The organism is Pseudomonas sp. EGD-AK9 (genome assembly GCF_000465935.2).
GTDB lineage: Bacteria > Pseudomonadota > Gammaproteobacteria > Pseudomonadales > Pseudomonadaceae > Aquipseudomonas.
Genome location: NZ_AVOF01000462.1, coordinates 1 through 23888 on the forward strand (window position 1 = coordinate 1; position 23888 = coordinate 23888).

Consider the following 23888-nt stretch of genomic DNA (forward strand, 5'->3'; position numbering starts at 1 on the left):
CCGCCACCGACTGGTCGATCTCGCCGGCCAGACGCTGGATGGCGCCGACCTGGGTCTCGACCAGGGCGCGGCCGCTGACCGTTTCCTGGTTGACGCTCTGCGCGCTGCCCACCGCGGCGGCGCACCTGATGAAGACCAAGGGCATCAGCTGGGTGATAGTCGGCGCCGACCGCATCACCGCCAACGGCGACGTGGCCAACAAGATCGGCACCTATCAGCTGGCGGTCAACGCCATGCACCACGGCGTGCGCTTCATGGTGGTGGCGCCCAGCTCGACCATCGACATGGCGCTGGAAAGCGGCGAGGACATCGTCCTGGAGGAGCGTGACGGCGCCGAGCTGCTGGAGGTCGCCGGGCAGCGGGTGGCGGCGGAGGTGGCGGTGGTCAATCCGGTGTTCGACGTGACGCCTGCCGATCTGATCGATTACATCGTGACCGAGAAGGGTGTGGTCGAGCGCCCGGACAGCGCCAAGATGGCCCAGTTGATGTGTCGCAAGCGTCTGCACTGAGCTGGCTGTGTGGCTTCGCACAAGTTGAGGCGGTGTCGTTCGCGGCGTCCATCGGCGCTCGACCCTCGCCATTCGCGGTGGGCTGGCCCGCCGTCCTCTCGTCCCGCCCTGGGCCGGTTCCGGGGTAGGTGTGCGGCACGCTTTGTGGTAATCTCCGGCAGTTTTCAAGGGGGCTGCTAGCGGCCGCCTTCACTGCATCGAATCGTGGCATAACTCGTTGATTTGTCGTGAGTCGCTGATGGCCTGAGGCCATGGCGACGTACTCCATGGCGTTCAGGAAGAATGACGCGGAGTTTCACCAGAAAAAGGAACCAGGCTTCTCATGGGCGAACTGGCCAAAGAAATCCTCCCGGTCAATATCGAAGACGAGCTGAAACAGTCCTACCTCGACTACGCGATGAGCGTGATCGTCGGGCGTGCACTGCCGGACGCGCGCGACGGCTTGAAGCCGGTGCACCGTCGCGTGCTGTTCGCGATGAGCGAGCTGGGTAACGACTGGAACAAGCCGTACAAGAAGTCCGCCCGTGTGGTCGGTGACGTGATCGGTAAGTACCACCCGCACGGCGACACCGCCGTGTACGACACCATCGTGCGCATGGCCCAGGACTTCTCCCTGCGCTACATGCTGGTGGACGGCCAGGGCAACTTCGGTTCGGTGGACGGCGACAACGCCGCGGCCATGCGTTACACCGAGGTGCGCATGGCCAAGCTGGCGCACGAGCTGCTGGCCGACCTGGACAAGGAAACCGTCGATTGGGTGCCCAACTACGACGGCACCGAACAGATTCCGGCGGTGATGCCGACCAAGGTGCCGAATCTGCTGGTCAATGGCTCGTCCGGTATCGCCGTGGGCATGGCCACCAACATCCCGCCGCACAACCTCGGTGAAGTGATCGACGGCTGCCTGGCGCTGATCGACAACGCCGACCTGACCGTCGACGACCTGATGCAGTACATCCCGGGTCCCGACTTTCCCACCGCCGGCATCATCAATGGCCGCGCCGGTATCATCGAGGCCTATCGCACCGGTCGCGGGCGCATCTATATCCGCGCCCGCGTCGAGGTCGAGGACATCGACAAGGTCGGCGGCCGCCAGCAGCTGGTGGTCACCGAGCTGCCGTACCAGCTGAACAAGGCGCGTCTGATCGAGAAGATCGCCGAGCTGGTCAAAGAGAAGAAGATCGAAGGCATCACCGAGCTGCGCGACGAGTCCGACAAGGACGGCATGCGCGTGGTGATCGAGCTGCGTCGTGGCGAAGTGCCGGACGTGGTGCTGAACAACCTGTACGCCCAGACCCAGATGCAGAGCGTGTTCGGCATCAACGTGGTGGCGCTGGTCGACGGCCAGCCGAAGACGCTGAACCTCAAGGACATGCTCGAGGTGTTCGTCCGTCACCGCCGCGAAGTGGTGACCCGGCGTACCGTCTACGAGCTGCGCAAGGCGCGCGAGCGCGGTCATATCCTCGAAGGCCAGGCGGTCGCCCTGTCCAACATCGACCCGGTGATCGAGCTGATCAAGGCCTCGCCGACCCCGGCCGAAGCCAAGGAGCGCCTGATCGCCACCGCTTGGGAATCGTCTGCCGTGGAGGCCATGGTCGAGCGCGCCGGCGCCGACTCCTGCCGCCCGGAAGGCCTGGATGCGCAATACGGCCTGCGCGACGGCAAGTACTACCTGTCGCCGGAGCAGGCCCAGGCCATCCTCGAGCTGCGCCTGCACCGCCTGACCGGCCTGGAGCATGAGAAGCTGCTGGCCGAGTACCAGGAAATCCTCCAGCTGATCGGCGAGCTGATCCACATCCTGACCAGCCCCGAGCGGCTGATGGAAGTGATTCGCGAGGAGCTGGAGAAGGTCAAGGCCGAGTTCGGCGACGCCCGCCGTACCGAAATCGTCGCTTCGCGCATGGATCTGACCATCGCCGACCTGATCACCGAAGAAGAGCGCGTGGTCACCATCTCCCACGGCGGCTACGCCAAGAGCCAGCCGCTGGCCGCCTACGAGGCGCAGCGCCGCGGCGGCAAGGGCAAGTCGGCCACCGGGGTGAAGGACGAGGACTACGTCGAACACCTGCTGGTCGCCAACAGCCACGCCACCCTGCTGCTGTTCTCCAGCAAGGGCAAGGTCTACTGGCTGCGCACCTTCGAGATTCCCGAGGCGTCGCGTACCGCGCGCGGTCGTCCGCTGGTCAACCTGTTGCCGCTGGACGAGGGCGAGCGCATCACCGCGATGCTGCAGATCGACCTGGAAGCCCTGCAGCAGAGCGCCGGCGCCGACGAAGACCTGGACGACGAAGGCGTGCTGATCGAAGGCGAAGTGGTCGAGGCCGAAGCGCCTGCCGCCGAGCCGGCCGAAGACGGCGAGACCGAACTGGCCAACGACGAGCCGACCGGCGCCTACATCTTTATGGCCACCGCCTTCGGTACCGTGAAGAAGACCCCGCTGGTGCAGTTCAGCCGTCCGCGCAGCGCCGGTCTGATCGCGCTGAAGCTGGAGGAGGGCGACACCCTGATCGCCGCGGCCATCACCGACGGCGCCAAGGAAGTCATGCTGTTCTCCGACGGCGGCAAGGTCATCCGCTTCCAGGAAAAACACGTGCGTATCATGGGCCGTATTTCCCGTGGCGTGCGCGGCATGCGCCTGCCGGAAGGTCAGCGTCTGATCTCCATGCTGATCCCCGAAGCCGGCGCGCAGATCCTCACCGCCTCCGAGCGCGGTTATGGCAAGCGTACCCACCTGGGCGACTTCCCCCGTCGCGGTCGCGGCGGCCAGGGCGTGATCGCCATGGTCAGCAACGAGCGTAACGGCAAGCTGGTCGGCGCCATCCAGGTGCAGGACGGCGAGGAAATCATGCTGATCTCCGACCAAGGTACCCTGGTGCGTACCCGCGTCGACGAGGTCTCCAGCTCCGGCCGCAACACCCAGGGCGTGACCCTGATCAAGCTGGCCAAGGACGAGACCCTGGTCGGCCTGGAGCGGGTGCAGGAACCGACCGTTGTCGAGGACGAGGAGCTGGTCGAAGGCGAGGAGGGCGCCGAAGTCGCCGAATCCGCCGAGGCGCCGGTCGCCGACGCCGAGGACGGCAGCGAGGAGTGAAGTCGGGCTCCGTGGGGGCTTTAGCCGCGATTGTCGCCGCTGAAGCGCACCCACAGGCGCGGTGACAGTGTGGACATGCCATCGCCTGGTGGTGGCGTTCTGTGAATCTGAGAGAGACAGACGTGAGCAAGCGAGCTTTTAACTTCTGCGCCGGCCCGGCCGCGCTGCCGACCGCCGTACTGGAACGCGCCCAGGCCGAGATGCTCGACTGGCAGGGCAAGGGCCTGTCGGTGATGGAAATGAGCCACCGCAGCGACGAGTACGTGGCCATCGCCAGCCAGGCCGAACAGGACCTGCGCGACCTGCTCGCCGTGCCCAACGACTACAAGGTGCTGTTCCTTCAGGGCGGCGCCAGCCAGCAGTTCGCCGAGATTCCGCTGAACCTGCTGCCGGAAGACGGCGTGGCCGATTACGTCGAGACCGGCATCTGGTCGAAGAAGGCCATCGAGGAAGCGCGTCGCTACGGGCGCATCAACGTCGCCGCCAGCGCCAAGGCGCACGACTACTTCGCCATCCCGGGGCAGAACGACTGGCAGCTGTCGAAAGATGCCGCCTACGTGCACTACTGCAGCAACGAGACCATCGGCGGCCTGCAGTTCGACTGGGTGCCGCAGACCGGCGATACCCCGCTGGTGGCGGACATGTCCTCGGACATCCTCTCGCGCCCGCTCGACGTCTCGCAGTTCGGTCTGATCTACGCCGGCGCGCAGAAGAACATCGGCCCCAGTGGCCTGGTGGTGGTGATAGTGCGCGAGGACCTGCTCGGCCGCGCCCGCTCCAGCTGCCCGACCATGCTCGACTACAAGGTCTCGGCCGACAACGGCTCGATGTACAACACCCCGGCCACCTATTCCTGGTACCTGTCCGGCCTGGTGTTCCAGTGGCTCAAGGAGCAGGGCGGCGTCGAGGCCATGGAGCGTATCAACCGCGCCAAGAAGGACCTGCTGTACAAGGCCATCGACGGCAGCGATTTCTACAGCAACCCCATCGCCCACAACGCCCGTTCCTGGATGAACGTGCCGTTCCGCCTGGCCGACGAGAAGCTGGACAAGGTCTTCCTCGCCGGCGCCGACGCGCGCGGCCTGCTCAATCTCAAGGGCCATCGCTCGGTGGGCGGCATGCGTGCCTCCATCTACAACGCGGTCGGGATGGATGCGGTCGAGGCGCTGGTGGCCTATATGGCCGAGTTCGAGAAGGAGCATGGCTGAGATGTCCGAGCAGGAACTGCAGGCCCTGCGCCTGCGCATCGACAACCTCGACGAGCGCATCCTCGAGCTGATCAGCGACCGCGCGCGCTGCGCCGAAGAAGTGGCGCGGGTGAAGATGAAGGAGCTCAAGGAAGGCGAGTCGCCGGTGTTCTACCGCCCCGAGCGCGAGGCCCAGGTGCTCAAGCGCATCATGGAGCGCAACCAGGGCCCGCTGGGCAACGAGGAAATGGCGCGGCTGTTCCGCGAGATCATGTCCTCCTGCCTGGCCCTGGAGAACCCGCTGAAAGTCGCCTATCTCGGTCCCGAAGGCACCTTCAGTCAGGCCGCGGCGATGAAGCACTTCGGTCACGCGGTGATCAGCGTGCCGATGGCGGCCATCGACGAGGTGTTCCGCGAAGTGGCCGCCGGTGCGGTGAACTTCGGCGTGGTGCCGGTGGAGAACTCCACCGAGGGTGCGATCAACCACACCCTGGACAGTTTCCTCGAGCACGACATGGTGATCTGCGGCGAAGTCGAGCTGCGCATCCACCATCACCTGCTGGTCGGCGAGACCACCAAGACCGACAAGATCACCCGTATCTATTCCCACGCCCAGTCCCTGGCGCAGTGCCGCAAGTGGCTGGATGCGCACTACCCGAATGTCGAGCGCGTGGCGGTCTCCAGCAACGCCGACGCCGCCAAGCGGGTCAAGAGCGAGTGGAACAGCGCGGCCATCGCCGGCGACATGGCGGCCAATCTGTATGGCCTGACCAAGCTGGCCGAGAAGATCGAGGACCGTCCGGACAACTCCACGCGCTTTCTCATCATCGGCAGCCAGGAAGTGCCGCCGACCGGCGACGACAAGACCTCGATCATCGTCTCCATGCGCAACAAGCCGGGTGCGCTGCACGAGCTCCTGGTGCCGTTCCACAATAACGGCATCGACCTGACCCGCATCGAGACTCGTCCTTCGCGCAGTGGCAAGTGGACCTACGTGTTCTTCATCGATTTCGTCGGTCACCACCGCGACCCGCTGATCAAGGACGTGCTGGAGAAGATCGGCCAGGAGGCCGTGGCGCTCAAGGTGCTGGGCTCCTATCCGAAGGCGGTGCTGTAACCCCGCGCCCTCGTAGGAGCGGCTTTGGCCGCGATGTTCGCGACTGAAGTCGCTCCTGCGAGGCCTGTGGCGCTCGGTCGAGACAATGAGGTTTGTGATGAGTTGCGATTTCCTAGCCCTGGCCCAGCCGGGCGTGCAGAAGCTGTCCCCCTATGTGCCGGGCAAGCCGGTCGACGAGCTGGCCCGCGAGCTGGGTCTGGATCCGGCCGGTATCGTCAAGCTGGCCAGCAACGAGAACCCGCTCGGCCCCAGCGCCAAGGTGCTGGCGGCGATCCGTGCCGAACTGGACGAGCTGACCCGTTATCCGGATGGCAATGGCTTCACCCTCAAGACCGCGCTGGCCGCCCGCTACGGCGTGGGCGCGGCGCAGGTCACCCTGGGCAACGGCTCCAACGACATTCTCGAGCTGGTCGCCCGCGCCTACCTGGCGCCGGGGCTTAACGCCGTGTTCAGCGACTACGCCTTCGCCGTCTACCCCATCGCCACCCAGGCGGTCGGTGCGCAGGGCAAGGTGGTGCCGGCCAGGGACTACGGCCACGACCTGGACGCCATGCTCGCGGCCATCGACGCCAATACCCGCGTGGTGTTCATCGCCAACCCCAACAACCCGACCGGCACCTGGTTCGGCCCGGCGGCGCTGGAGGCTTTCCTGGCCAAGGTGCCGGAGTCGGTGCTGGTGGTGCTGGACGAGGCCTATATCGAATACGCCGAAGGCGATGAGCTGCCGGATGGCCTCGATTACCTGGCCCGCTACCCGAACTTGCTGGTTTCACGCACCTTCTCCAAGGCCTATGGCCTGGCGGCGTTGCGCGTGGGCTATGCGATCAGCTCGCCGGCCATCGCCGATGTGCTCAACCGCGTGCGCCAGCCGTTCAACGTCAACAGCCTCGCGCTGGCCGCCGCCTGCGCGGCGCTCGCCGATGCCGAGTACCTGGCCGAGAGCCGTCGCCTCAACGACACCGGCATGCAGCAGCTGCAGGACGGCCTGCGCGCGCTGGGTCTGAGCTGGATTCCCAGCAAAGGCAACTTTATTGCCGTCGACTTCGGTCGCGACGCCGCGGCGATCAACCAGGCGCTGCTGCGCGAGGGCGTGATAGTGCGGCCGATGGCCGGCTATCGCATGCCCCATTTCCTGCGCGTATCCATCGGCCTGCCGCAGGAGAACGCGCGCTTCCTCGAGGCCCTGGCCAAGGTGTTGTCGGCGTGACTGTCACCGCAGTGCAATCGAGCGCCTCTAAGATCGGCCGCCTGGTGGTGGTCGGCCTCGGCCTGATTGGCGGCTCCTTCGCCAAGGGCCTGCGCGAGCGTGGCCTGTGCCGCGAGGTGGTGGGCGTCGATCTGGATGCCGAGTCGCGGCGCCTGGCGGTGCAGCTGGGCGTGGTCGATCGCTGCGAGACCGATCTGGCCGCCGCCTGTCAGGGCGCCGATGTGATCCAGCTGGCGGTGCCTATCCTGGCCATGGAGAAGCTGCTGGCCGAGCTGGCCAAGCTCGATCTCGGCGATGCGGTGCTGACCGACGTCGGCAGTGCCAAGGGCAATGTGCTGCGCGCCGCGCGCTTGGCCTTCGCCGGCAAGAAGGTGCGGCTGGTGCCGGGCCATCCCATCGCCGGCTCCGAGCAGAGCGGGGTGGAGGCGGCCAAGGCGACGCTGTTCCGCCGCCACAAGGTCATCCTGACGCCTTGCGAGCACAGCGACGAGGCGGCCCTGGCGCTGGTGGAAGGCCTGTGGCGCGAGCTGGGTGCGGATGTCGAGTCGATGGAGGTGGAGCACCACGATCAGGTGCTCGCCGCCACCAGCCACCTGCCGCACCTGCTGGCCTTCACTCTGGTCGACTCGCTGGCCAAGCGCAGCGAGAACCTGGAGATTTTCCGTTACGCCGCCGGCGGCTTTCGCGACTTCACGCGGATCGCCGGCAGCGATCCGGTGATGTGGCACGATATCTTCCTCGCCAACCGCGAGGCCGTGCTGCGCACCCTGGACACCTTTCGCGACGACCTCGACGCCCTGCGCGACGCGGTCGACGCCGGGGATGGGCATCAACTGCTGGGCGTGTTCACCCGCGCCCGTGTGGCCCGCGAACATTTCAGCAAAATTCTGGCCCGCAGGGCCTATGTGGACGCTATGCACTCGACCGATCTGATTTTCCTGGCAAAACCCGGTAGCAGCCTGTCCGGACGCATTCGCGTCCCTGGTGACAAGTCCATCTCGCACCGCTCGATCATGCTCGGCTCGCTGGCCGAAGGCACCACCGAGGTCGAGGGCTTCCTCGAAGGCGAAGACGCCCTGGCCACCCTGCAGGCCTTCCGCGACATGGGCGTGGTGATCGAAGGCCCGCACCACGGTCGGGTGACCATTCATGGTGTCGGCCTCAATGGCCTGAAGGCGCCGGCCGGCCCGCTGTACATGGGTAACTCCGGCACCTCCATGCGCCTGCTCTCCGGCCTGCTCGCCGCGCAGCCGTTCGACACCACCCTGACCGGCGACGCCTCGCTGTCCAAGCGTCCGATGAACCGCGTGGCCAAGCCGCTGCGTGAAATGGGCGCGGTGATCGAGACCGGCCCGGAAGGGCGTCCGCCGCTGACCATCAAGGGCGGCCAGCGCCTGACCGGCATGGACTACGAGATGCCGATGGCCAGCGCCCAGGTCAAGTCCTGCCTGCTGCTGGCCGGCCTGTACGCCGCCGGCAAGACCTCGGTGACCGAGCCGGCGCCGACCCGCGACCACACCGAGCGCATGCTGCGCGGCTTCGGCTACCCGGTCAGCGTGGAGGGCAGCACCGCCACCGTCGAATCCGGGCACAAGCTCAGCGCCACCCGTATCGAAGTGCCGGCCGATATTTCCTCGGCGGCCTTCTTCCTGGTGGCGGCGAGCATTGCCGAAGGTTCCGAGCTGGTGCTCGAGCACGTCGGCATCAACCCGACCCGCACCGGGGTGATCGACATCCTCAAGCTGATGGGCGGCGATATCAGCCTGGAGAACCAGCGCGAGGTGGGCGGCGAGCCGGTGGCCGATATCCGCGTGCGTTCGGCCAAGCTCAAGGGCATCGATATTCCCGAAGACCTGGTGCCGCTGGCCATCGATGAATTCCCGGTGCTGTTCGTCGCTGCCGCCGCTGCCTCCGGCCGCACCGTGCTGCGCGGCGCCGAGGAGCTGCGGGTCAAGGAGTCCGACCGTATCCAGGTCATGGCTGACGGTCTGGTCGCCCTGGGCGTGAAGGCCGAGCCGACTCCGGACGGCATCGTCATCGAAGGTGGCGCCATCGGCGGCGGCGAAGTCTGGGCGCACGGCGACCACCGTATCGCCATGTCCTTCAGCGTCGCCTCGCTGCGCGCCAGCGCGCCGATCCGCATTCACGACTGTGCCAACGTCGCCACCTCCTTCCCCAACTTCCTCGCCCTGGCGGCCGAAGTCGGCATCCAGGTGGCCGAAGAGGGCAAGGCATGAACGCCCCGGTGATCACAGTCGACGGGCCGAGCGGTTCCGGCAAGGGCACGCTTTGTGCGCTGCTGGCCAAGCAGCTGGGCTGGAACCTGCTCGACTCCGGTGCGCTGTACCGCCTGCTGGCCTTCGCCGCCGGCAACCACGGCATCGACCTGACCAACGAGGAGGCGCTCAAGCAACTGGCCGCCCACCTCGACGTGCAGTTCACCGGCAAACGCATCGTCCTCGAAGGCGAGGAGGTGACCGACGCCATCCGCAACGAACAGATAGGCGCCGGCGCGTCCATGGTCGCTTCGCTGCCGGCGGTGCGCGAGGCGCTGCTGCAGCGCCAGCGCGCCTTCCAGGAGGCGCCGGGGCTGGTGGCCGATGGCCGCGACATGGGCACCGTGGTATTTCCCGATGCGCCGCTGAAGGTCTTCCTCACCGCCAGCGCCGAGGAGCGTGCGCGTCGCCGCTACTTGCAGTTGAAGGCCAAGGGCGATGATGTTAATCTCGCGAGTCTTCTCGACGAGATTCGGGCGCGCGACGAGCGCGATACCCAGCGCGCGGTGGCGCCGCTCAAGCCGGCTGCCGACGCAATCCTGCTGGATTCCACCGAGCTGTCCATCGAGCAAGTGTTAGAGCGCATTCTGCGCGAGGTCGCCGATCGCGATCTCGCCGGGTAAGAGCCACAGCTGCCTAAGCTGACCGGCTCGCAAGGAGGCATGCGGGAGACCAGTCCTAGTCCCGCAGGCCTCTTTTTACATGAACGAACCCACATTGTCTGGAGTGTGGTTTGGGCGAATCCCCGCCCTTGACAACAGGAATCAACATGAGCGAAAGCTTTGCAGAACTTTTTGAAGAAAGCCTGAAATCCCTCGACATGCAGCCGGGCGCCATCATCACCGGCATCGTCGTCGACATCGACGGTGACTGGGTTACCGTCCATGCCGGTCTGAAGTCCGAGGGCGTCATCCCGCTCGACCAGTTCTTCAACGAACAAGGCGAGCTGACCATCAAGGTCGGTGACGAAGTCCACGTTGCGCTGGACGCGGTTGAAGATGGCTTCGGTGAAACCAAGCTGTCCCGCGAGAAAGCCAAGCGCGCTGAGTCCTGGCTGGTTCTGGAAGCTGCGTTCAACGCTGAAGAAGTGGTCAAGGGCGTTATCAACGGTAAGGTCAAAGGCGGCTTCACCGTTGACGTCAACGGCATCCGCGCGTTCCTGCCGGGTTCCCTGGTCGATGTCCGTCCGGTGCGTGATACCACTCACCTGGAAGGCAAAGAGCTCGAGTTCAAGGTCATCAAGCTGGACCAGAAGCGCAACAACGTTGTCGTTTCCCGCCGCAGCGTGCTGGAAGCCGAGAACAGCGCCGAGCGCGAAGCCCTGCTGGAATCCCTGCAGGAAGGTCAGCAGGTCAAAGGTATCGTCAAGAACCTCACCGACTACGGCGCCTTCGTGGACCTGGGCGGCGTAGACGGCCTGCTGCACATCACCGACATGGCCTGGAAGCGCATCAAGCACCCGTCCGAGATCGTCAACGTTGGCGACGAGATCGACGTCAAGGTCCTGAAGTACGACCGCGAGCGCAACCGTGTCTCCCTGGGTCTGAAGCAGCTGGGCGAAGATCCGTGGGTTGCCATCAAGGCCCGTTACCCGGAAAACACCCGCGTCATGGCCCGCGTCACCAACCTCACCGACTACGGCTGCTTCGCTGAGCTGGAAGAAGGCGTTGAAGGTCTGGTGCACGTGTCCGAAATGGACTGGACCAACAAGAACATCCACCCGTCGAAAGTCGTTAACGTCGGCGACGAAGTGGAAGTCATGGTTCTGGACATCGACGAAGAGCGTCGTCGTATCTCCCTGGGTATCAAGCAGTGCAAGACCAACCCGTGGGAAGACTTCTCCGGTCAGTTCAACAAGGGTGACAAGATCTCCGGCACCATCAAGTCGATCACCGATTTCGGTATCTTCATTGGTCTGGACGGCGGTATCGACGGCCTGGTTCACCTGTCCGACATCTCCTGGAACGAAGCCGGCGAAGAAGCCGTGCGTCGCTTCAAGAAGGGCGACGAGCTGGAAACCGTCATCCTGTCGGTTGACCCGGAGCGCGAGCGCATCTCCCTGGGCATCAAGCAGCTGGAAGACGATCCGTTCAGCAACTACGTTTCCATCAACGACAAGGGCACCATCGTTCGTGGCGTCGTGAAGGAAGTGGATGCCAAGGGCGCCATCATCGACCTGGGCAACGAGATCGAAGCTACCCTGAAAGCCTCCGAAATCAGCCGTGACCGCGTTGAAGACGCGCGCAACGTCCTGAAGGAAGGCGACGAAGTCGAAGCCAAGATCATCAGCGTCGACCGCAAGTCCCGCGTTATCAGCCTGTCCATCAAGTCGAAAGACGTCGAGGACGAGAAGGACGCGATGAAGGAACTGCGTAACAAGCAAGACGTTGAAAGCACCGGCCCGACCACCATCGGTGATCTGATCCGTGCTCAGATGGAAAACCAGAACTAAGTTCGGGTAATTCATAAAAAAAGGGCGGCCCTCGGGTCGCCCTTTTTGTTTCTCGCCTTCCTGAATCTCGCCGCTGTCGGGATGGATTTATCCGCGAACCTTGCGCGCGAGGCTCTACGGCTGTGGGGCGGGGCGGAAGCATTTTCCGTCGATCTGCGTACAAAGGTGCGGTAGATGCCCGATGCCGTCATGGCCCGCGCGGCGTTGCCGGGCAAGGGCTTGCGCGCATGCGCTCGGCGATATAAGGCGATCACTCCCCAGATTGCGCTAACACCTTGTTTTTTAGGCTGTTCAAATGCTGATCAGCATGCTAAAACCACTCTATCGAGTGATCTAGCCGCTTGAAAAAGAAGGGAAAACCATGACCAAGTCGGAGTTGATCGAAAGAATTGTCACCCACCAAGGTCAGCTGTCCTCCAAGGATGTCGAGCTGGCTATCAAGACCATGCTGGAACAAATGTCCCAGGCACTGGCCACTGGCGACCGCATCGAAATTCGCGGCTTCGGCAGTTTCTCCCTCCACTACCGCGCCCCGCGCGTGGGCCGCAACCCGAAAACCGGCCAGTCGGTACGCCTGGACGGCAAGTTCGTACCGCATTTCAAGCCGGGCAAAGAGCTGCGCGATCGGGTGAACGAAGACGAGTAGTATCGCTCGGCGAGGTCGTTCGCTGACCGACCAGCCCAGTGGCGTCAAACCTTCGTCTTGCTTGCGAAAAAATAAAAAGCATGCAAAATGTGCGGGCTATCACATCGCCACATAACTGGCATCGTCTTTGATTCGTCGGCACCTCCTCTGCCGAACTAAGTGATCCGCACCTTGGGGCTGAGTCCCTGTAGTTTTCGTCAGCGTTAAGGGATTGACTCGTGCGGTACCCCAACATTCTTCATCATGGCGCCGTTTCCGGCGTGACGGGCTCCTGTCACCAGTTGCAGATGGATGCCGAGCACGCGCTTCTGGTCGATTGTGGCTTGTTTCAGGGGGCTGAGACCTCGCCCGAAGGTCGGGCCGGGGCCGGTCGTCTCGATATCGATTTCTCCCTGGCGGGTATCAGGGCGCTGATCGCCACTCATGTGCATATCGATCACGTCGGGCGTATTCCCTATCTGCTGGCCGCAGGATTCAAGGGCCCCATCCTCTGCAGCGAACCTTCGGCGAAACTCCTGCCTATCATGCTGGAGGACGCCTTCAAGCTCGGCTTCAGTCGCGATCAGGCCAAGGTGGAGCGTTACCTCAAGCTGATCGAACAACGCATCGTTGCCTTGCCATACAAAACCTGGTTCAACCTGGTCGATAGCGCTCAGCTGGCAGCGCGGATTCGCCTGCAGCGCGCCGGCCACATCCTCGGCTCGGCCTATGTCGAAGTAGACCTGCACTACCCCCTGACGGGCGAGCGCAAGCGCGTGGTGTTCTCCGGCGACCTCGGTGCGCCCCTCGCACCGATACTGCCGGCGCTGAAGGCGCCCCAGCGTGCCGATATCCTGGTCATCGAGAGCACCTACGGCGATCGTTTGCACGAAGACCGCCGCAATCGCCGCAAGCGTCTCGAGCAGGTGCTCGAGCAGGCCCTGGCCGATCAGGGCAGCGTGCTGATCCCGGCCTTCAGCATCGGCCGTACCCAGGAGCTGCTCTACGAACTGGAAGAGATCCTGCATCGCAGGGCGTCCAGCAAGCGGGCGCCTGTGAATGGCATCGATTGGCACAATCTACCCATCATCCTCGACTCGCCCCTGGCGAGCCGTTTCACCCGCGTCTACCGGGAGCTCGAACCCTTTTGGGATGCCGAAGCGCTGGCACGAGTCAGAAGTGGGCGTAAGCCGCTGGCCTTCGACAACCTGCTAACGGTGGACAGTCACCAGGCTCACCTGGCCATGGTCAACCGCCTAGCCCAAACGGCCCAGCCGGCCATCGTCATCGCCGGCAACGGCATGTGCTCCAGTGGCCGGATCGTCAACTACCTCAAGGCCATGCTCGGCGATGTCCGGCATAATGTGTTGTTCGTCGGCTACCAGGCCGAGGGTACGCCAGGCAGGCAGATCCAACGCTTCGGGCCGAAGAGAGGGGGCGTGGAAATTGACGGACAGCGCTATGACATTCGGGCGCAAGTCCATACCATAGGCGGTTATTCAGCTCATGCCGACCAGAATGGATTGGTCGGATTTGTTACCCGGATGCGCCATTGGCCGTCAGAGGTGCGGATTGTGCATGGGGAGGCCGGGGCTAAAGCCAGCTTGGCCAAGCTCTTGAGAGAGCGATACAGGGAGGTTATGCAAAATAGTGAAATTGTGATTGTCGGGTCAGCTAATGACGGGCTGTGAGAATGAGATTCTACAAGTGAAGTTGTACTACTAAATGAGTTTAAAAGTTCTCTCTGTCTTTGGTACTCGCCCCGAAGCAATCAAAATGGCTCCCTTGGTTTTGGCGCTTCAGGCCGACCCGCGTTTCGATGCTAAAGTTTGTGTTACCGGGCAGCATCGTCAGATGCTCGATCAAGTACTGAGCCTGTTTGAGTTGAAGCCGGATTATGATCTGGAGGTCATGCAGTCTGGCCAAGATTTGACAGATATCACCGTGGCCATCTTGTGTGGTATGAAGGAGGTTTTTGCCAACTACAAACCGGATGTTGTGCTGGTGCATGGTGATACCTCAACCACTTTTGCAGCGAGTTTGGCTGCGTACTACCAGCAAATCCCGGTAGCTCATATAGAAGCAGGTTTGCGTACGGGAAATATTTATTCGCCTTGGCCCGAAGAAGGCAACCGCAAATTGACGGGCGTCTTGGCCTCGATCCATTTTGCACCTACCGATGCGGCTCGCCTGAACCTGCTTAAGGAAGGAATTGATGCCGCTAGTATCGTTGTTACCGGCAATACGGTAGTCGATGCACTATTGCAGGTGGTGGGTTGCCTCGATCAGGATGTTTCGCTGCAGCAGGCACTCAGTCAGCAATTTTCCTATCTGGATCCTCGCCGGCGCCTGGTGCTGGTAACAGGTCATAGACGTGAGAGTTTTGGCGATGGCTTTGAGCGCATTTGTCAGGCTCTAGCCGTTACCGCCAAGGCGTTTCCTGATGTCGATATCGTTTACCCCGTTCACCTCAATCCCAATGTGCGCGAGCCGGTCAATAGGCTTCTATCCGGGATCGACAATATTCATCTGATCGAGCCGTTGGACTACCTCCCGTTTGTCTATCTTATGAGTCGTTCTTACCTGATTCTCACCGACTCCGGTGGGATCCAGGAGGAGGCCCCGTCGCTAGGTAAGCCTGTGCTGGTGATGCGCGACGTCACTGAGCGACCGGAGGCGCTGGCTGCAGGAACCGTGCGACTGGTTGGTGCAGACACCTCCGCCATCGTCAGTAATTTACGGACACTGCTTACGGATAAAGCGGCTTATCAATCCATGGCCTATGCACACAATCCTTACGGGGACGGTGAGGCGTGTGCACGAATCATTGATTCACTCAGTGCCATGGTTAAGGGATCATAAATGACCTTTGGCACTATCTCTGTTGTTGGCCTGGGCTACATAGGTTTGCCTACTGCGGCGGTTTTTGCGTCGCGGAAAAGAACCGTAATCGGCGTAGATGTGAATCGGCGAACCGTTGAGACTATTAATCGTGGCGACGTTCATATTGTCGAGCCCGATCTCGACATGCTGGTGCATGCTGCAGTTACCGAGGGCTATCTGAAGGCAACGGTCGTGCCCGAGCCGGCGGATGCATTCCTCATCGCAGTCCCTACGCCCTTCAAGGCCGATCACGAGCCGGATCTCTCCTATATCGAAGCGGCAAGTAGGGCAATTGCAGCGGTGCTCAAGAAGGGCGATCTGGTCGTGCTCGAATCGACCTCTCCTGTGGGTGCTACTGAGCAGATGGCCGCCTGGCTTGCCGAAGTCCGCCCGGATCTGACGTTTCCGCAAACGGCCGGTCCCGACTCCGATATCCGCATCGCCCATTGCCCCGAACGAGTCCTTCCAGGTCATGTGCTGCGCGAGCTGGTGAACAACGATCGAGTGATCGGCGGCATGACGCCTCGTTGCTCGGATGTGGCGGCCAGTCTTTACAAGTTGGTTGTAAAGGGTGAATGCATCATCACCGATGTACGCACAGCTGAATTATGCAAGCTGACAGAGAACAGTTTTCGCGATGTGAACATCGCCTTCGCCAACGAGCTGTCGATCATCTGCGACAAGCTGGACGTGGATGTCTGGGAGCTCATCCGCTTGGCTAATCGACACCCTCGGGTAAATGTCCTGCAGCCTGGGCCCGGGGTGGGTGGGCACTGCATTGCGGTAGATCCCTGGTTTATCGTTAGCCAGGCCCCAGATGAAGCGCGCCTGATCCGTACCGCCAGGGAGGTTAACGACAGCAAGCCCGTGTGGGTTTGCGGCAAGGTCGAGTTGCTGGTCGATGAACTGGCTCAGCGTACCGCGAAGGCCAGGCACGAGTTCAAGATTGCCTGCTTCGGGCTGGCGTTCAAGGCCAATATCGACGATCTCAGGGAGAGCCCGGCGCTCGGGATTACGCTCGAAATCGCTGCACGCTACCCGGGGCAAGTGATGGCCGTTGAGCCACATATCGACTCAGCCCCTGCCGCCCTGGTCGAGGCTGGCGTCGATCTGGTCGATTTTTCCACGGCAGCCAGCGCGGACGTTCTGGTTTTTCTGGTGGATCACGCGGTTTTTGATGATGAGTCGCTCTTGCTGCATGGCTATCAGCGGGTTCTGGATACTCGTGGCTCTATGGCCGTGTCTGCAAGTCGGAAATGAGCCAGGTTTACTGCTCATAAATATATTTTGATAGGAGTCATTCTTAATGAAGCAGCAACTTCTTGGTCGCTTGAACGAGCGCACCGCTAGCATCGGTATTGTCGGTTTGGGTTACGTCGGGTTGCCGTTGGTACTTCGTTACGCAGAAGTTGGGTATAGAGTGGTTGGTTTCGATATCGATCAGTCCAAGATCGACTGCATCGCCCAAGGCAAGAGTTATATCGAGCACATCCCCGCTGAGGCGATTGCGCGCGCCGTTGGGCGGGGTTTCGAGGCGACGACCGACTTTGCACGTGCCGCCGATGTCGATGCTCTGATCCTTTGTGTGCCCACACCGCTCAACAAATATCGTGAGCCGGATCTGAGTTTCGTGCTGGATACCACTGATTCGCTGGTACCCCATCTCCGTGCCGGTCAGGTCGTGTCCCTGGAAAGCACCACTTACCCAGGCACTACCGATGAAGAATTGCTGCCGCGTATCGAATCGCGCGGCTTCAAGGTGGGCCAGGATGTGTTTCTGGTCTACTCGCCCGAGCGTGAAGATCCGGGCAATCCGAATTTCACCACACGCACCATTCCCAAGGTCTGTGGCGGTCATACCCCGGCGTGCCAGGAAGTGGGTATGGCGCTCTATGGGCAGGTCATCGACCGCGTGGTGCCGGTTTCCAGCACCCGTGCTGCGGAAATGACCAAGCTGCTTGAGAACATTCACCGCGCGGTCAATATCGGTCTGGTCAACGAAATGAAGATCGTTGCCGACAAGATGGGCATCGACATCCACGAGGTGATTCGTGCAGCCGCGACCAAGCCCTTCGGCTTCGTCCCCTACTACCCGGGACCTGGTCTGGGCGGTCACTGCATTCCCATTGACCCGTTCTACCTGACCTGGAAGGCGCGCGAGTATGGTCTGCACACCCGCTTCATCGAACTGGCTGGCGAGGTCAACTCGGCCATGCCGGATTACGTGGTCGGCAAACTCGCCTCTGCGCTCAACCAGCGTAAGAAATCGGTGAACGGCAGTCGCGTACTGGTACTCGGGATCGCTTACAAGAAGAACGTCGATGACATGCGCGAGTCGCCCTCGGTCTTCATTATGGAGCGCCTGCGTGATCTGGGAGCGGACGTGCAGTACAGCGACTCCCATGTGCCGGTATTCCCGAAGATGCGCGAACATCATTTCGAACTCAGCAGCGTTGAACTGACTGCCGAGAGCGTCGCCGGTTATGACTGCGTGCTGGTCGCCACCGACCACGACAGTGTCGACTACCAGATGCTCAAGACTCATGCGCAACTGATCGTGGATTCGCGAGGGCGCTACCTGGAGCCGGCGGAAAACGTAGTCAAGGCCTGATCGATGTTCGTGAGCCCGCTTTCTCTATGGGTAGCGGGCGTTATTGTGTAAAACCAGAGACTTTTCAATGGCGAGTCAGGATATAAGCAGGCAGCTCGATAAGTTACGCAGTTCCTTTCGCAAGGAGTTGCGCGAGTCGGTAAATGACATTCGGCTGGATGCGTTATACCAACAGCTGCTGATGCAGCATGTTTTCCAGCGGCCCGAACCTTTGGCGGCGATGACCAGTTGGTCTATCGCGCCCGAATTCGCCTGGTGGCTATTCCAGCATGTCGTTACCACTCGTCCCGAAAAGATCATTGAACTGGGCTCTGGTACCTCCACGCTGGTGATTGCGGCGGCATTGAAGCGGATGGGGGGCGGGCGGTTTCTGTCGTTCGAGCACGACCATGCATACCTCGAGAAGACCCGCGCCCTGTTGCAGCTCTGTGATCTGCAGGATCACGTTGAGTTGCTTTACGCGCCTCTCGAGGAGATCCAGCTCGATGGCCAGGCCTACCGCTGGTACGACCTTCCCTATGACCTGATCGATCATATGATCGGGTGCGGGGGGCTCGATCTGCTGCTTGTCGATGGTCCGCCTGCCGCGACCAACCATCACGCCCGCTATCCCGCCATACCCCACCTGCGCGACTACTGCAACGAGTTCACGCTGGTGTTGCTCGACGACGCGGGTCGTGAAGAGGAGCAGCAGATTCTCGGCCGCTGGGGCGAGCTTCTCGGGGGGGAATGCTCGCATCAGATGCTCAGCAATGTACGCCATGGCCCTGCCCTGTTCCATTTTGCGAAGAAGCCAATGTCTCTGAACGGTTGTGAAGAAGCCTCCATGAATACTGTGGGTGAATGGGCGGGGCAAGAGATAGAGCGGCGTGTGAAAAGCGTGCTGCAAGGCGTGCAGCAAGACCAGAACGACGAGCTGGTGCAGTCTTTGCTCGACTCGTTCTTTCGTCTTAGGGAGCGCAGCCTTGAGGAACTGAAGGTAAAAGCTGCTGAAGCGAGTGTGCAGTGCAAGAGCTTTGAGAGAGAGGTCGTGTCGCTCAAGCAGCAGCTCGCTGATGAAAAGCTGCGTCTGTCCGAGCAGAACCAGCTTCTGGAGGCTGCGTTGCAGGCTGCGGACAAGGGGCAGGAGACTCTCGGGACACAGAGGCAGATCAACGACAAGCTGGCGCAGGAGCTGAAGGACGCGAAGCAGCAGGTTGATGCGATCACCCATGAGCGCAATGCCCTGAGAGCCGAAGTGATGGAGTTGGCCAGGCAGCATAAGCTCGTCTACAAGTCCCTGGTCTACCAGCTTGGCATGGCGTTCTACCGGCAGACTCGCAGCGTTGCCGGATGGGCGAAGATGCCCCTCGCGATTCAGCGGGTCATGCGTCGTCATGCCGGCAGCGGCAACCCGGACGTGGTCGAGTACCAGGCGTATGCCTCGCAGCGCTTCAAGGGGGCGGAGAAGGCGAGGGCTGCCGAGGATTCGCGAGGGGCGAATGCTTTTGATCTCGCGACTTGCTCCGTGGCACTGCAGAAAGTCGTCCGAGGTGTGAAGAAAAATTCCGTGCTCTGGGTTGCCTCGCAGATCGCCGACGAGCGGGGTTATCAAGCCGCACTGCAGTTCGCTGAAGATAGTGTCGATGACATCCAGCGGCCCGGACTAAACATTCTGCGCGCGAATGCCTGCCTGCATTCGGAGAAGGACTGGCTCGGGTACTTCAACGCCTACCTGGCTCCCTTTCAACTGGCACCCGTCAGCCTGTCAGCGGCTGCCGGCCCGCGCTTTTCCCGTTTGTGCGTGATCGAGCCACTGGCCCCGGTCGAGGGGCCGCTGATCAGCGTAATCATGCCGGCATTCAATGCCGAGGCCACCTTGAGGCATGCCGCTCAGTCGATTCTGGATCAGACCTGGCGCAACCTGCAGCTGATCATCGTCGATGACTGCAGCTCGGACGCTACCTGGGAGATCGCGCAGCAGATTGCCGCGCAGGACTCGCGCGTGCTGGCGCTACGCAACGCCGCCAATGTCGGGCCCTATGTGTCCAAGAATCTGGCCCTGCGCCTGGCCAAAGGCGACTACATCACAGGGCAGGATGCCGATGACTGGTCGCATCCGCAGCGTTTGGAGCGGGATATGGCTACGATTCTGCTCAGTAATGGGCAAGTACTTGCTACGCTCTCCGATATGGTAAGAATGAATTCTGAGGGCGAGTTCAGTTGGTTTTCGCGAATTGGGCCGTTCTCAAAAGATGGTGCCTGCAGGGTTGCATCTATATCTCTGTTGATTGACTCTGGCTATTTGCGTGATGTGCTAGGCGGTTGGGATAGTGTGCGCTTTGGAGCGGATAGTGAGTTGATCGCTCGCGCCGAGAAAGTGATGGGTGAGCAATTTAGGCGCGTGAGTCATGTCGGCATGTTCTGCCTTGATCTGGATACTAATCTAACAAACAATCCGGAGTTTGGAGTTTCCAAGACTAATGGAGTTTCGCCAGCGCGCAAGAAATTTAAGGAGGCGTTTGTGCAATGGCATGCTGGGGTAAATAAGGAGAGTGCCATGCTGCCCTTTCCGCATGTGGAACGGAAATTTATGGCGCCGGAGGCAATGCTCGTGCCCTTAAGCGATGTGCAGAAAAATATTGCCTGCCATCAAGCACTGCTTGATGAATAAGCCTTATACGAGTTTGACAAGAAATGGGATTCAGTAAGGAAATTCAGGGCATGCGGGCCATCGCGGTGATGGCCGTGATTCTCGCTCACCTCAGTATCAGTTGGTTGCCCGGTGGTTTTGTTGGGGTCGATGTATTTTTTGTTATCAGCGGCTACCTGATTACCGGGCTTTTGCTGCGCGAGCATGACGCCACCGGGGATATCAGCCTCTCCGATTTCTACCGGCGTCGAATCCGCCGGCTGTTTCCGTCGATGCTGGTGACCTGCCTGTTCACGGTGCTGGGCGGCTTTCTGATATTTTCCCAGGAGCGCTTCGAACTGCTGCTCGATTCAACGCTGGCGGCGTTCTTCAGCGTTTCCAATTTCTATTTCTGGTCGCAGGTTGGCTATTTCGATACCGAGTCTTCGGTCAAGCCGCTGTTGCATACTTGGTCGCTGGGTGTAGAAGAGCAGTTTTACCTGGTTTGGCCGTTGCTGATACTGTGTATGCTGCGTTATTACGGTAGGCGCAGCGTCATCACTGCGCTTATCGTATTGAGCATCTTGTCTTTCGGGCTTAATGCACTGTTCATGTCCTATGATGTTGGCGATCGTCTGGCGGACGCGAACGGATGGCGCTCGGGTTTTCTCGATGGCAACTCGACGGCGTTCTATCTGATGCCGTTCCGTATCTTCGAGTTTGGCCTAGGCGCGCTGCTGGTGTTCATGCGGCCGCGGTTGCTGATGGCCAGGCCCATCGTTGCCGATGTCATCACCTTGGGCGCTTTGATGGGCCTATGCTTTCTGATGGCATCTCTCACCGAGCGCAGTGTTTTTCCTTATTACAACGCTCTGTGGGTGGCTCTTCTTTCCGCTCTTATCATTGCCTTTGCCGGCAAGTCGAGAGTGGCGGGTTTGCTCCTGGCTAACCCCGTGATGGTTTTCATCGGCGGGATCAGCTACTCACTGTATCTGGTGCACTGGCCGCTGATTGTTTACTACAAGGCATTGTTTGGCGAACTGGATAGCGTTGCTGTCGGGGTATTGCTGATTGCGATGTTCGTTCTGGGATATGCACTGAATACCTTGGTCGAGAATCGCTTCCGTCAGGTGCCTGCTCGTGATTCGGCTTCCGGGGTGGCGGCCTTGGTTTCTCGTGGAGCCATATTCCTTGCCTTGGTCGTTTCAGTCGTTGCAGTGTTGCTGCTCAAGAATGTCGATGGCCGAGTGCCTGAGCATCGTGTCGCGCTGAGCAACGCGGAGTGGCGGAAACTCGAACGCCAACAGTACTGTTCCGATAGCTTGAAAGGGTTTCCCAAGCCTATTTTTACTTGTCAGAATGATCGCGGTTCCAAGCATACGGTTGTCGTTTGGGGCGATAGTCATGCGTTGCATTTGGTGGCGGGTATTTCCGAGGCATTCCCGGAATCTAACATTGCAGTTGCTTACCTCAGTGGTTGCATCTCGCAAAGTGGGTTTAAAGGTTTGGTTCGAAAGTTTCCGTCGCAAAAATTGACGGATGAGTGTGTCGAACGGAACAAGGCATTTCTGCGCTGGGCCAAGAATTACAAAGGCGATGTTGTAGTTTATATATCAAATGCCAAGCGAAACAAGCCGGAGCAGGTTTCGACAATTAATAATCTGCATGTGGCTCGGCTTGAGCAGTATGGGCATGTTGCCTATGTTCTCGGGGATTTCATTCGTCCCGGCGTGGAGCTTGCGCAATGCTATTCGGTGCCGAACTACCTGCTTACCGACAGCATGCTTCGCGCACGCTGTAAATCCGATGAGCGTGCCATCAGGGCGGAACTCCGCTATAGCGAGAAATTGGCCGCGCTGTCGAAAAACTATATTCCGGTACACACCGTTCAGTGTGCCGAGGGGGTGTGCGAGTTCTCTGATGATAAGGGGCGTATCAGTTTCAGGGATACGCATCACTTATCGCCGCCGGGAGCGATTTACTGGGTGAGCAGACTCAAAGAAGCCGGTGCTCCGCTATAAATGCTCAAGCTAGATGGGCTGTGGCACCAGCGGCACAGCCCTGTCGCCTTGCAGGGCGTATGCCCAGGTGAGTGACAACTTAATTTGCCCTTTATCTGCGGATGACGGCAGCGGGTCTTTGCAACGAGTTATGGATCGGTGTTGATAAAACCTCAAATTATGCGTTTTTTGAGCTGGGCCTGGGTCGCTTCCGGTGCTCTGCTTCCTGTCTTGTGGAGGCCGGCGCGAGACACCTACTTGTTCCTGCCGATCAATGGGGCTGGCCTTGGCCATGTCAGTCGCGCCCTTGCAGTGGCAAAGGAACTTCGCAGGCAGAAGCCGGAGGCCCGCATCGTCTTTCTGACCACCAGCATCGCGGTACATCTGGTCTATCGAGAAGGCTTCGTTTGTCATCACGTGCCTCCTGCTAGTCTGTTGGGCGGTAGCACCGTCGCCTGGAATCGCCTGTTTTATCGCTCTGTCGCAGACGCACTGACGACTCATCGTGTCTCCACGCTGGTATTCGATGGCAGTGCGCCTTATATCGGCCTGCAGCGGGTGATGCGGCGCTTTCGGGCGATACGTCTTGTGTGGATCAAGCGCGGTCTCTACAAGGCGTCTATTGATCAGCGTCGGATGAACGAGCAGTTGGCCCTGTTTGACAGGGTCATAGTGCCAGCAGAGTTTGGCGAGGCTGGGGATGGGAAGGCGGAACGGTCGGAGGTTTCCGTCGTTGCGCCCATAATCGGCATGGCGCGTGGTGCTCTGCTGTCTCCTGACGAGGTGTGCACTCGCTTGCGTCTGGATCCGCTTCGCCCTCGTATATATGTGCAGTTGGGCGCGGGCAATATCAACGGTATCGCCGACTTGCAGGGTCGCGTGGTGCTGGCATTGCGTCGGGAGGGCTATCAGGTCGTGGTTGGTCAGTCTCCTATCGCGTTGCGGCCCGAGCGGTGCGATGAGGCTGATCGAGAAATTGTCGACTATCCCAATAGCCGTTACTTCGCTGGCTTCGATTTCGCAGTGCTGGCTGCCGGGTACAACTCGGTGTGCGAGGCGGTAGGCCTCAATCTGCCGGCCATTTTCCTGCCGAATCAAGCGACTCAGGCCGATGATCAAGTGCTGCGAGCAGCTTTAGCGTCCGCCATGGGGCCCTGTGAGTGCATCAGCGACTTTTCCGAGGCGGCATTGCTGGGGGCGGTTTCCAGGCTGCGCCAACGCATCCGGTCTGGAGAGATCTTTGCCGCTGTCGAGACGAATGGCGCCGAGGAAGCGGCCCGGCTGGTGATTGGCTGATGTTCGGCAGCGAATCCTTGCGT

At 60.9% G+C, this 23888-nt stretch carries 15 protein-coding genes and 2 pseudogenes; 16 read left to right on the forward strand and 1 reads right to left on the reverse strand.

The window, feature by feature from the left end:
* Window positions 1–121: pseudogene (locus N878_RS29635) on the reverse strand (hypothetical protein); the annotation flags it as partial.
* On the opposite strand from N878_RS29635, the pseudogene N878_RS18605 reads away from it, so the two are divergent.
* The 16 genes and pseudogenes from N878_RS18605 to N878_RS18680 all read left to right on the forward strand — a co-directional run.
* A pseudogene (locus N878_RS18605) lies at window positions 111–509 on the forward strand (S-methyl-5-thioribose-1-phosphate isomerase); the annotation flags it as partial. The pseudogenes N878_RS29635 and N878_RS18605 sit on opposite strands and share 11 nt — an antisense overlap.
* 322 nt (window positions 510–831) lie before the next feature.
* On the forward strand, window positions 832–3600 hold the full coding sequence (gene gyrA, locus N878_RS18610) for a DNA gyrase subunit A (protein WP_021445088.1): 2769 nt from the start codon (window positions 832–834) through the stop codon (window positions 3598–3600).
* Window positions 3601–3722: 122 nt separating this feature from the next.
* On the forward strand, window positions 3723–4808 hold the full coding sequence (gene serC / locus N878_RS18615; protein ID WP_021445089.1) for a 3-phosphoserine/phosphohydroxythreonine transaminase: 1086 nt from the start codon (window positions 3723–3725) through the stop codon (window positions 4806–4808).
* A gap of 1 nt (window position 4809) precedes the next feature.
* Complete coding sequence (gene pheA, locus N878_RS18620) at window positions 4810–5904, forward strand: prephenate dehydratase (protein ID WP_021445090.1); 1095 nt, start codon at window positions 4810–4812, stop codon at window positions 5902–5904.
* Window positions 5905–6001: 97 nt separating this feature from the next.
* The gene (gene hisC / locus N878_RS18625; protein ID WP_021445091.1) at window positions 6002–7111 is read left to right on the forward strand and encodes a histidinol-phosphate transaminase; all 1110 of its coding nucleotides are present in this window, start codon (window positions 6002–6004) and stop codon (window positions 7109–7111) included.
* The gene (locus tag N878_RS18630; protein ID WP_021445092.1) at window positions 7108–9348 is read left to right on the forward strand and encodes a bifunctional prephenate dehydrogenase/3-phosphoshikimate 1-carboxyvinyltransferase; all 2241 of its coding nucleotides are present in this window, start codon (window positions 7108–7110) and stop codon (window positions 9346–9348) included. Before hisC ends, N878_RS18630 begins: the two co-directional genes overlap by 4 nt.
* Window positions 9345–10010, forward strand: coding sequence for a (d)CMP kinase (gene cmk / locus N878_RS18635; protein ID WP_021445093.1), 666 nt, complete (start codon window positions 9345–9347; stop codon window positions 10008–10010). Before N878_RS18630 ends, cmk begins: the two co-directional genes overlap by 4 nt.
* A gap of 146 nt (window positions 10011–10156) precedes the next feature.
* On the forward strand, window positions 10157–11839 hold the full coding sequence (gene rpsA, locus N878_RS18640) for a 30S ribosomal protein S1 (RefSeq protein ID WP_021445094.1): 1683 nt from the start codon (window positions 10157–10159) through the stop codon (window positions 11837–11839).
* 361 nt (window positions 11840–12200) lie between these two features.
* A complete protein-coding gene (ihfB, locus tag N878_RS18645; RefSeq protein ID WP_003243558.1) occupies window positions 12201–12485 on the forward strand; it encodes an integration host factor subunit beta in 285 nt (94 codons plus the stop codon).
* Between the two features lie 218 nt (window positions 12486–12703).
* The gene (locus N878_RS18650) at window positions 12704–14155 is read left to right on the forward strand and encodes an MBL fold metallo-hydrolase RNA specificity domain-containing protein (RefSeq protein WP_031303480.1); all 1452 of its coding nucleotides are present in this window, start codon (window positions 12704–12706) and stop codon (window positions 14153–14155) included.
* A gap of 34 nt (window positions 14156–14189) precedes the next feature.
* Complete coding sequence (gene wecB / locus N878_RS18655; protein WP_031303481.1) at window positions 14190–15326, forward strand: non-hydrolyzing UDP-N-acetylglucosamine 2-epimerase; 1137 nt, start codon at window positions 14190–14192, stop codon at window positions 15324–15326.
* Window positions 15327–16607 (forward strand): UDP-N-acetyl-D-mannosamine dehydrogenase, encoded by a 1281-nt coding sequence (wecC, locus tag N878_RS18660; RefSeq protein WP_021445097.1) that lies wholly within the window; start codon window positions 15327–15329, stop codon window positions 16605–16607.
* A 46-nt stretch (window positions 16608–16653) separates the two neighbouring features.
* Window positions 16654–17958: a nucleotide sugar dehydrogenase gene (locus tag N878_RS18665; protein WP_031303482.1), complete on the forward strand. Its 1305-nt coding sequence runs from the start codon at window positions 16654–16656 to the stop codon at window positions 17956–17958.
* 67 nt (window positions 17959–18025) lie between these two features.
* Window positions 18026–20611 carry a glycosyltransferase gene (locus N878_RS18670; RefSeq protein WP_021445100.1) on the forward strand — a complete coding sequence of 862 codons (2586 nt, stop codon included), beginning with the start codon at window positions 18026–18028 and terminating at the stop codon, window positions 20609–20611.
* 50 nt (window positions 20612–20661) lie between these two features.
* A complete protein-coding gene (locus N878_RS18675; protein ID WP_021445101.1) occupies window positions 20662–22590 on the forward strand; it encodes an acyltransferase family protein in 1929 nt (642 codons plus the stop codon).
* Window positions 22591–22827: 237 nt separating this feature from the next.
* The gene (locus tag N878_RS18680) at window positions 22828–23865 is read left to right on the forward strand and encodes a glycosyltransferase (RefSeq protein WP_156350897.1); all 1038 of its coding nucleotides are present in this window, start codon (window positions 22828–22830) and stop codon (window positions 23863–23865) included.
* Window positions 23866–23888: the final 23 nt, after the last annotated feature.